At 62.7% G+C, this 9,223-nt stretch carries 7 protein-coding genes and 1 pseudogene; all 8 read left to right on the top strand.

Going from position 1 to position 9,223, the window contains the following annotated elements:
* Window positions 1–342: pseudogene (locus R8871_RS38345) on the top strand (hypothetical protein); the annotation flags it as partial.
* A gap of 154 nt (window positions 343–496) precedes the next feature.
* Entirely contained in the window at window positions 497–1,015 is a 519-nt protein-coding gene (locus R8871_RS38230; protein ID WP_175055073.1) for a (2Fe-2S)-binding protein, read from the top strand.
* A gap of 10 nt (window positions 1,016–1,025) precedes the next feature.
* Window positions 1,026–3,404, top strand: coding sequence for a xanthine dehydrogenase family protein molybdopterin-binding subunit (locus R8871_RS38225; protein ID WP_175055072.1), 2,379 nt, complete (start codon window positions 1,026–1,028; stop codon window positions 3,402–3,404).
* 22 nt (window positions 3,405–3,426) lie between these two features.
* On the top strand, window positions 3,427–4,224 hold the full coding sequence (locus R8871_RS38220) for an FAD binding domain-containing protein (protein ID WP_175055071.1): 798 nt from the start codon (window positions 3,427–3,429) through the stop codon (window positions 4,222–4,224).
* Window positions 4,225–4,515: 291 nt separating this feature from the next.
* Window positions 4,516–5,403 (top strand): AAA family ATPase, encoded by an 888-nt coding sequence (locus R8871_RS38215; protein ID WP_175055070.1) that lies wholly within the window; start codon window positions 4,516–4,518, stop codon window positions 5,401–5,403.
* Window positions 5,404–5,408: 5 nt separating this feature from the next.
* A complete protein-coding gene (locus R8871_RS38210; RefSeq protein WP_246288089.1) occupies window positions 5,409–6,794 on the top strand; it encodes a vWA domain-containing protein in 1,386 nt (461 codons plus the stop codon).
* Complete coding sequence (locus R8871_RS38205; RefSeq protein ID WP_175055069.1) at window positions 6,785–7,381, top strand: CoxG family protein; 597 nt, start codon at window positions 6,785–6,787, stop codon at window positions 7,379–7,381. Before R8871_RS38210 ends, R8871_RS38205 begins: the two co-directional genes overlap by 10 nt.
* Window positions 7,354–8,379 carry an XdhC family protein gene (locus tag R8871_RS38200; protein WP_175055068.1) on the top strand — a complete coding sequence of 342 codons (1,026 nt, stop codon included), beginning with the start codon at window positions 7,354–7,356 and terminating at the stop codon, window positions 8,377–8,379. The genes R8871_RS38205 and R8871_RS38200 overlap by 28 nt, the downstream gene beginning before the upstream one ends.
* Window positions 8,380–9,223: the final 844 nt, after the last annotated feature.

Here is a 9,223-nt window from a genome sequence, read left to right as displayed (position 1 = left end):
GCTGGCGCAGGCCCGGAGAAGCCTTCATTGAAAACTGCGCCAGGCAAGGGATTGTTATCGACCCGGCTGTTGCACTTGGTATTTGAAACCGCCCCTACTTTTCTTTGCGGCAAGCAAAGAAAAGTAGGTGCCGCCCCGCACAGGGGCAACGCTAATAGACCACTAACAAATCAAGGAAAGGCACGAAAGCCAGAACAAGGAAAACCCAAAGCCCCAAGAACACAGACAAACAAGCGCCCAACAGGCAATAAACCTGAAACAAGCGCCGCGCAAGCAATCCCCCAGCCCGAACGGGCAAAAAACAACCCAAACAAACCGCCGAGCAGGCACACAACCCAATAGCGCCCCCACCCAATTTGTGCTTTACTTTTCGGCAGACCCATAAAAAAGAACCGCAAAACAGTAAACCCGCAGCACCCTAATCGGACCCCACGAGCAGGCAGCTGAAGGCAGGAAAAAACAAAGGTCCGGTTTCACCCCATAAGGAGACAACTTCATGGCGATCAGCATCAGTCTGACGGTGAACGGCGCGCCCATCAGCGCCTCAATCGACCCGAACACCCTGCTTGTCCAGTTCCTGCGCGATCAACTTCGCCTCACTGGAACGCACGTCGGCTGCGACACGGCCCAGTGCGGCGCATGCACGGTTCACCTGAACGGCCGCGCGATCAAATCCTGCAATATCCTCGCGGTCCAGGCCGAAGGCGCAACCATCACCACCATCGAAGGACTCGCCAAAGACGGCGCCCTCCACCCGATGCAAGCCGCCTTCAAACATTGCCACGGCCTGCAGTGCGGTTTCTGTACGCCCGGTATGGTGATGAGCGCGGTCTCCCTCGTCGAGCGCCAACCCAATCTCACCGGCGACGACGTGCGCGCCCAGCTCGACGGCAATCTCTGCCGCTGTACGGGCTATCACAACATCGTCAAAGCAGTGCTCGAAGGCGCCGAAGGCATGAAGTCCGCCGGCACGGCCAACGCCAACGCCCCGGCCGCTGCGCCCGCCACCGCCTGAGGAGCCGACGATGAACGCACCCGACACCCATCTCATCGGTACTTCCGTCGAACGTAAGGAAGACTATCGTTTCCTTACCGGCAACGGTCAGTACACCGACGACATCGTCCTGCCGCAGCAAACCTATGCGGTATTCCTGCGCTCGCCGCACGCTCACGCAAAAATCAACAGCATCGACACCACCGCGGCGAAACAGTCGCCCGGCGTCGTCGCGATCTTCACCGGCGCGGACATGGCCGCGGACAACGTCGGCGGACTGCCGTGCGGCTGGCTGATCCATAGCACCGACGGCAAGCCGATGAACGAGCCGCCGCATCCGATCATCGCGCACACGAAAGCACGCCACGTCGGCGATCAGGTCGCGCTCGTCATCGCCGATTCGATCAAGGCCGCGAAAGACGCCGCCGAACTGATCGAGGTCGACTACGACGTGCTGCCGGCCGTGGTCGACACCGCGCACGCGTCCGATCCGGGCCAGGCGGCAGTTCACGACGAAGTGCCGGACAACATCTGCTACAACTGGGGCCACGGCGACAAAGCCGCGACCGACGCCGCCTTCGCCAAAGCCGCGCACGTCACCACGCTCGACATCGTCAACAACCGCCTGATCCCGAACGCGATCGAACCGCGTGCGGTCAACGCAAGCTATTCGGTGCAGGACGACAGCTACACGCTCTACGTCGCGAATCAGAATCCGCACGTGGAACGCCTGTTGATGGCCGCGTTCGTGCTGTCGCTGCCGGAATCGAAACTGCGCGTGATCGCGCCGGATGTCGGCGGCGGTTTCGGGTCGAAAATTTTCCTCTACGCCGAAGACGTCGCGCTGACGTGGGCATCGAAGAAGATTCGCCGTCCGATCAAATGGACGGCCGAGCGCTCGGAAGCCTTCGTGTCCGATGCACACGGCCGCGATCACGTCACCAAAGCCGAACTGGCGATGGACGCCGACGGCAAATTCCTCGCGATGCGCATTCATACGATCGCCAACATGGGCGCGTATCTGTCGACCTTCGCCTCGAGCGTGCCGACCATCCTGTACGCGACGCTGCTCGCCGGTCAGTACGCGACGCCCGCCATCTACGCCGAGGTGAAAGCGGTCTTCACCAACACCGTCCCGGTCGACGCCTACCGTGGCGCGGGCCGCCCGGAAGCAACGTACGTGGTCGAACGTCTGGTCGAAACCGCGGCGCGCGAGATGAAGCTCGATCCCGCGGAAATCCGCCGTCGCAATTTCATTCGCGCGTTTCCGTACGCCACGCCGGTCGGCCTCACCTACGATACCGGTGACTACGAGGCCACGCTGAGCCGTGCGCTCGAACTCGCGGACGTGAAAGGCTTCGCCGCGCGCAAGCAGGAATCCGAAAAGAACGGCAAGCTGCGCGGCCTCGGCTACTCGTGCTACATCGAAGCCTGCGGTTTGGCGCCGTCGAACATTGCCGGTGCATTGGGCGCACGCGCCGGGCTCTTCGAAGTCGGCCAGATTCGCGTGCATCCGACGGGTTCGGTCACCGTGTTCACGGGCTCCCACAGTCACGGCCAGGGGCATGAGACAACCTTCGCGCAAGTGGTTGCTGATCGGCTCGGCATTGCGCTGGAAAGCGTGGAAATCGTTCACGGCGACACCGGGCGCATTCCGTTCGGCATGGGCACCTACGGCTCTCGCTCGATTGCGGTCGGTGGCTCGGCAATCATGAAGGCGCTCGACAAGATCGAAGCCAAGGCGAAAAAAATCGCCGCGCATCTGCTGGAAGCCGCAGCCGAAGACATCGAGTTCAAGGACGGCGTGTTTCGCGTCGCGGGCACCGATCGCACCAAGGCATTCGCCGAGATCTCGCTCGCCGCCTACGTGCCGCACAACTATCCGCTCAACGTGCTCGAACCAGGTCTCGAAGAAAGCGCGTTCTACGATCCGACCAACTTCACCTATCCGGCCGGCTCGTACATCTGCGAAATCGAGGTCGACCCGGAGACGGGCGTCTGCCGCATCCAGCAGTTCACCGCGGTCGACGATTTCGGCAACGTGATCAATCCGATGATCGTCGAAGGCCAGGTGCATGGCGGGCTAGCCCAGGGCATCGGGCAGGCGATGCTGGAGCGCTGCGTGTACGACAACGAGAGTGGTCAGTTGCTGTCCGGCTCCTATATGGACTACGCGATGCCGCATGCGTCCGATCTGCCGAACTTCACCGTCGAAACCGCCAAGGGCACACCGTGCACGCACAATCCGCTCGGCGTGAAAGGCTGCGGCGAGGCAGGCGCGATCGGTTCGCCACCGGCCGTGATCAACGCAATCCTCGACGCGCTCGCGCCGCTCGGTGTGACCGACCTGCAAATGCCGGCAACGCCACATCGCGTGTGGTCCGCGATCCACGCAGCCAAACCCCACTAAGATCCTGAGCGGAGCATTCGACATGTATTCATTCGAGTATCAACGCGCGACGGATCCGAAAGCGGCCGCCGCAGCCATCGCCGCTGACAGTGACGCAAAGTTCATCGCCGGCGGACAAAGCCTGTTGCCCACCATGCGTCTGCGGCTCGCGCAGCCGTCGCAACTGATCGACGTGACGCGGATTCCCGCGCTCAAATCGATCACCGTCGACGCCGGCAAGGTGACGATCGGCGCAGCCGTTTGCCATGCGGACGTCGCGGAGCATGCGGAGCTTCGGCGTGTGCTGCCGGCGCTCGCGGATCTCGCCGGACACATCGGCGATCGCCAGGTGCGCGCGCTCGGCACCATCGGCGGTTCACTCGCGAACAACGATCCGGCAGCCTGCTATCCGGCTGCTGCGACGGCCTTGGACGCGACCATCGTCACCGATCGGCGACGGATTTCGTCGAGCGATTTCTTCGTCGGCATGTATGAGACCGCACTGGCGCCTGACGAGCTGATCGTGGCTGTCGAGTTTCCCGTGCCCGAGCGCGCCGCCTACGAGAAATTCCGTCAACCGGCGTCGCACTTTGCCCTGGTCGGCGTATTCGTCGCGAAGTTTGCGAGCGGCGTGCGTGTCGCGGTGACAGGAGCAGCGTCTTCGGTATTTCGTGTGCCGGAGTTGGAAAGCGCGCTATCGGCGAATTTCACGCCCGACGCCGCGCGAGCCGTGACCGTCTCCGACGCCGACCTGAACACCGACATGCACGCGAGCGCCGAGTATCGCGCGCATCTGATCCCGGTGCTGGCCGCGCGAGCTGTGACGAAGGCGAACGGTTAGCGATCGTTGGGGTCGGCGGCTGACGTGACTCGGCGGAGCGCGTCAGCCTTGTTCGATTGGGCGCGCGGCGTGGCGCGATGTTCGCTCTCATTCGCTCCGTTCCATCGTCGGTATGAGTGACATAGGCGAGCGTCGCGCCACCGATCGATCAAGCGCTTTGTCGCGGCGCGCTCTGGCACTTCGCCGCACAACATGCGGCAATACGCCGGTCCCGGAACCGACGTATTGGCACAACCGCAACGCTTCACGAGCGCGCCGTTTTGCTCTTCACCATGCAGAGTCAGGAACACCATGCAGCCTGCTTCCATCGACGACACTCTCGCGCAACTCGCCGCTCAAAGTTACTTCGCCAGCCGCGAACTCGCGACCGCGTTGTATCTCGCGCTGCGCATGGAGCGGCCGTTGTTCGTCGAAGGCGAACCCGGCGTCGGCAAGACCGAACTCGCCAAGGCCGCGGCGGGGATGCTCGGCACCTCGATGCTGCGGCTGCAATGCTACGAGGGACTCGACACTGCGAGCGCGCTCTACGAATGGGACTACCCGCGCCAGATCATGGCGCTGCGCCTGGCCGAAGCCGCTGGCGAGCGTCCCGGCAACGACACGCTGTACCGCAGCGAATTCCTGCTGAAGCGTCCGCTACTGCAAGCGCTGATGCCCGACGAAAATCATCCGGGCGCGCGGCGTGTGCTGCTGATCGACGAAATCGACCGCGCCGACGAACCGTTCGAAGCGTTTCTGCTGGAACTGCTGTCGGACTTCCAGGTATCGATTCCCGAATACGGCACGGTGCGGGCGGAGCAGCCGCCGCTCGTCGTGATGACGTCGAACCGCACGCGCGAAGTGCACGATGCGTTGAAACGCCGTTGCCTGTACCAATGGATCGGCTATCCCGAGCGCGATCGTGAACTGGAGATCGTCGCCGCGCGCGCGCCGCAGACGTCGGCTGAATTGCAGCGACGCGCGGTCGATTTCGTGCATCGGCTGCGCGGCATGGATCTGTTCAAGGCGCCCGGCATCGCCGAAACGATCGACTGGTGCCGCGCTTTGGAAGCATTGTCGGTGACGGAGCTCGATCCGCAGTCGGTGCAGAACACCCTGGGTGTGCTGCTCAAGTATCAGGACGATCTGGCGCGCGTCGACGCCGCGCAGATCGCGCAATGTCTCGCGACGCCGGGATAATGGCGATGGAAAAGAACACCGACGGTGACAATGGCGCTTCGGCAAGCAGTGAACCGCTCGCAGACAGCGATATTGCGCAAAGCAGTAGCGCATCGGCGAATCGTCCCGCGTTGGCGGACGACGCAAGTGCACGCTCGACGCCCCCGTCCGTCGAAACCTCGGCCTCGCCTATCGATACCCCCACACTCGCGCACAACGTCGTCCACTTTGTACGCGTGCTGCGCGGTGCGGGTTTACCGATGTCGCCAGCGCAAGCCGTCGATGCACTTGCCGCGTTGCACTGGATCGACCTCGGCCGCCGCGACGATGTGCGCGCCGCGCTTGCCACACTCCTGGTCTCCGCGCCGGATGAACGCGACCTCTTCAACACCGCTTTCGATCTGTTCTGGCGCGACCCGGATTGGGAAGGCAAGCTGCGCGCGCTGTTGCTGCCGAAAGTCCGCGATGGCTTGCCGCCACCCAAACGCAACAACCGTCTCGCCGACGCGCTTGCCGTACGTACGCCACCCTCGCCGCACAGCAAAGCGCCGCAGGAAACCGAACAACACGAACTACGCGCGCACGTCACCTTCAGTGCGGAAGAGCGGCTACGTCATCGCGATTTCGAAACGCTTTCCGCTGATGAATGGCGCACTTTGCGGCATCTGATCCGTGGCCAGCGTCTGCCGCTTGCCACCGAGCCGACGCGCCGCCTGAAAGCCGCTTCGCACGGCACGCATGCCGATTTGCGCGCGAGCGCACGGCAAGCGGTGCGGGCGGGCGGCGACTGGACGGTGTGGAAGTATCGCGCGGTAGTAGAACGCAAACCGCCACTCGTGCTGCTGCTGGATATTTCCGGCTCGATGAGCAGCTATTCGCGCGCGGTCCTGTACTTTTGCCACGCGCTGCTGCAATCGCGTGAACGCCTGCAGGTGTTTCTTTTCGGCACACGCCTGACCAACGCCACGCGCGCGCTGCGCGAGCGCGATCCCGACGTGGCAATCGCGACGCTCACCGATCAGGTGGTCGACTGGTCGGGCGGCACGCGAATCGGCGCGGCGCTCGCCGAATTCAACCGGCGCTGGGCACGTCGCGTGCTGACTGGCAGAGCCACGGTGCTGCTCGTCACCGACGGCCTGGATCACGAAGCGATCGACGTGCTCGACACCGAAATGGCGCGCCTGCGCCGCTTCGCCCACCGTATCGTGTGGCTCAATCCGCTGCTGCGTTTCAGCGGTTTTTCACCGAAAGCGCGCGGCGTGCAGGCGATCCTGCCGTACGTCGACGCACATCGTCCGGTCCATAATCTGGACAGTCTCACGGCGTTCGGCCGCGACCTCGCGCAACTTACGCGCGCGCCTCGTTTGAGCGACTGCGCCAGGACAACTGCAGGAGCAACGCCATGGAATTAAGTGAGACCCATACGCTGCCGGTTTCCCAGCAGCGCGCGTGGGATGCGCTAAACGATACCGAAATCCTGCGTGCGTGCATTCCCGGCTGCGAGAGCATCGACCCGGATGGCGAAAACGCGTATGCAGTGGTGTTGAGCGCATCGGTCGGCCCGGTGAAGGCGCGCTTCAAAGGGCGTATGCTGCTGACCGATATCGAGGCGCCGAACAGCTACACCATCGTTTTCGAAGGTCAGGGTGGCGCTGCGGGCTTCGGCAAGGGCAATACGCGCGTCACGCTCGAACCCGAGGGCGACGCCGCGACGAAGCTCTCGTACACGGCGACCGCACAGGTCGGCGGCAAGCTCGCCCAGATCGGTTCGCGGCTGGTGGACGGCGCTGCGCGTAAAATCGCGGGCGAATTTTTCAAGCGCTTCGGCGCGCAGGTCGGCGGCGACGCTGAAGGCGCGACGGCCCCGGATGGCGGCGACACAGCAGTCGGCGACGCGGCGGGGCAAAATACAGAATCGAATGAGGCTGCGGACACCGAGTCCGGCGGCGACGGAACGAAAAGGAAGAAATCATGGACAGCGTGGATCTCGAAGTCCTGAAGTCCAGCGCACGTTGGCTGGAAGAGGGACATCGCGCGCTACTGGTGACGGTGGTGAAGACGTGGGGTTCGTCGCCGCGTCCCGAGGGCGCGATGCTCGCGGTGCGTGACGATGGCCTTGTGGTGGGTTCGGTCTCGGGTGGCTGCATCGAAGACGACCTGATCGACCGCGTGCGGCAAAAGGGTATTGAGCAGACACGTCCTGAGGCGGTGAAGTACGGCATTACCGCGGAAGAAGCGCATCGCTTTGGCCTGCCTTGCGGCGGCACGATCCAGCTGGTGCTGGAGCCTTTGACGCCGCAAAGCGGCATTGCCGATCTGTGCCATGCGGTGGAAGACGGCCGTCTGGTGGCGCGCGAAGTCGACATGGTGACCGGCGCAGTGCGGCTCGATACGGCGCTGGCAACCGACGGCGTGCATTTCGACGGCGAGCGTCTGCTGACGATTCACGGCCCGCGTTACCGGATGCTGGTGATCGGTGCGGGGCAGTTGTCGCGCTATCTGTGCAATATCGCGGTTGGGCTCGACTACCAGGTGACCGTATGCGATCCGCGCGAGGAGTACACCGAGGAGTGGAGTATTCCCGGCACGAAGATTGTGCGGACGATGCCGGACGATACCGTGATCGACATGAAGCTCGACGAGCGGTGTGCGGTGATTGCACTGACGCATGATCCCAAGCTGGATGATCTCGCGCTGATGGAGGCGTTGAAGACGCCGGCTTTTTATGTCGGTGCTTTGGGATCGAGAAGGAATAATCAGGCGCGGCGCGAGCGGTTGAAGGAGTTCGATCTGAACGATACCGAGTTGGCCCGGCTGCATGGGCCGGTTGGGATTTATATTGGCAGCCGGACGCCGCCTGAGATTGCTGTTTCTATTCTTGCTGAGGTTACTGCGGCTAAGAATGGGGTTTCTTTGCCGACTCTTTTACAAGTTGAGGGCGCTAAGGCCGCGCGGGAGATTGCTGCTTCTGGTGGTGGGGCTGCTTGTAGTGTTTAGGTTTTTGCCTGTTCGGCGCTTGTTTATCCGTGTTCCTGGGGCTTTGGCCTTTCCTTGATTTGTTAGTGGTCTATTAGCGTTGCCCCTGTGCGGGGCGGCACCTACTTTTCTTTGCTTGCCGCAAAGAAAAGTAGGCAAAAGAAAGCGGCTCAAACCGCTAATGCTAAGTGCGCACCGTGGTCTGCTGCGGGTACTGGTGCGACTGGAATCCGTGCTCTCGCGTATTCCGCGCCAGTGACAAAGGACTCATCAGCTCCCACTCCGCACTGCGTGCGTCGCGGACGGGTATGCATGGGAAACCGCCGGCTTCGGTTTTGGTTTGTGGGGCCGTCGGCTTCGCCTCGGTGAGGCGCCTCTGCATTCAGCGCGGAACGCCCTCTTTAAACGATATGCCGGTGTGCTGAATCACCGCCCCTCCTCGCTTCACCCTGCCCCCATCCCAGCCACGGTCACGTTCGCATCTGCCGTTGCCGTTGCCGTTGCCGTTGCAATCGGAATCGAGATGGCGTTGGCGTTGCAATGACGAGCCACGCCCCGTCGGCGAGGCGTAGCAATTGAAACGTAGAGGGAGGTTTTAAGAAGTGCTCTTCGGCGCGCGCAGCGCCGCCGGAAGTATGACGCCCTTGTCACTGGCGCCGAATGCGGGAGAACGCAGATTCCAGATGCACCACTACCCGCAGCAGACCACGGGCCCCACTTAGCATTAGCGGTTTGAGCCGCTTTCTTTTGCCTAGGCGGTTTCAAATACCAAGTGCAACAGCCGGGTCGATAACAATCCCTTGCCTGGCGCAGTTTTCAATGAAGGCTTCTCCGGGCCTGCGCCAGCCCAGCGTTTTTCGAGGTC

It is taken from the genome of Paraburkholderia sediminicola (assembly GCF_902859805.1).
Classification (GTDB): Bacteria; Pseudomonadota; Gammaproteobacteria; order Burkholderiales; family Burkholderiaceae; genus Paraburkholderia; species Paraburkholderia sediminicola.
This window is presented reverse-complemented; position numbering and strand designations above follow the sequence as displayed.

What these genes read in the sequence shown, in the direction of transcription:
- R8871_RS38230 (WP_175055073.1), top strand. Translation starts at nt 497, where the DNA reads ATGGCGATCAGCATCAGTCTGACGGTGAACGGCGCGCCCATCAGCGCC.
- R8871_RS38225 (WP_175055072.1), top strand. Translation starts at nt 1,026, where the DNA reads ATGAACGCACCCGACACCCATCTCATCGGTACTTCCGTCGAACGTAAG.
- R8871_RS38220 (WP_175055071.1), top strand. Translation starts at nt 3,427, where the DNA reads ATGTATTCATTCGAGTATCAACGCGCGACGGATCCGAAAGCGGCCGCC.
- R8871_RS38215 (WP_175055070.1), top strand. Translation starts at nt 4,516, where the DNA reads ATGCAGCCTGCTTCCATCGACGACACTCTCGCGCAACTCGCCGCTCAA.
- R8871_RS38210 (WP_246288089.1), top strand. Translation starts at nt 5,409, where the DNA reads ATGGAAAAGAACACCGACGGTGACAATGGCGCTTCGGCAAGCAGTGAA.
- R8871_RS38205 (WP_175055069.1), top strand. Translation starts at nt 6,785, where the DNA reads ATGGAATTAAGTGAGACCCATACGCTGCCGGTTTCCCAGCAGCGCGCG.
- R8871_RS38200 (WP_175055068.1), top strand. Translation starts at nt 7,354, where the DNA reads ATGGACAGCGTGGATCTCGAAGTCCTGAAGTCCAGCGCACGTTGGCTG.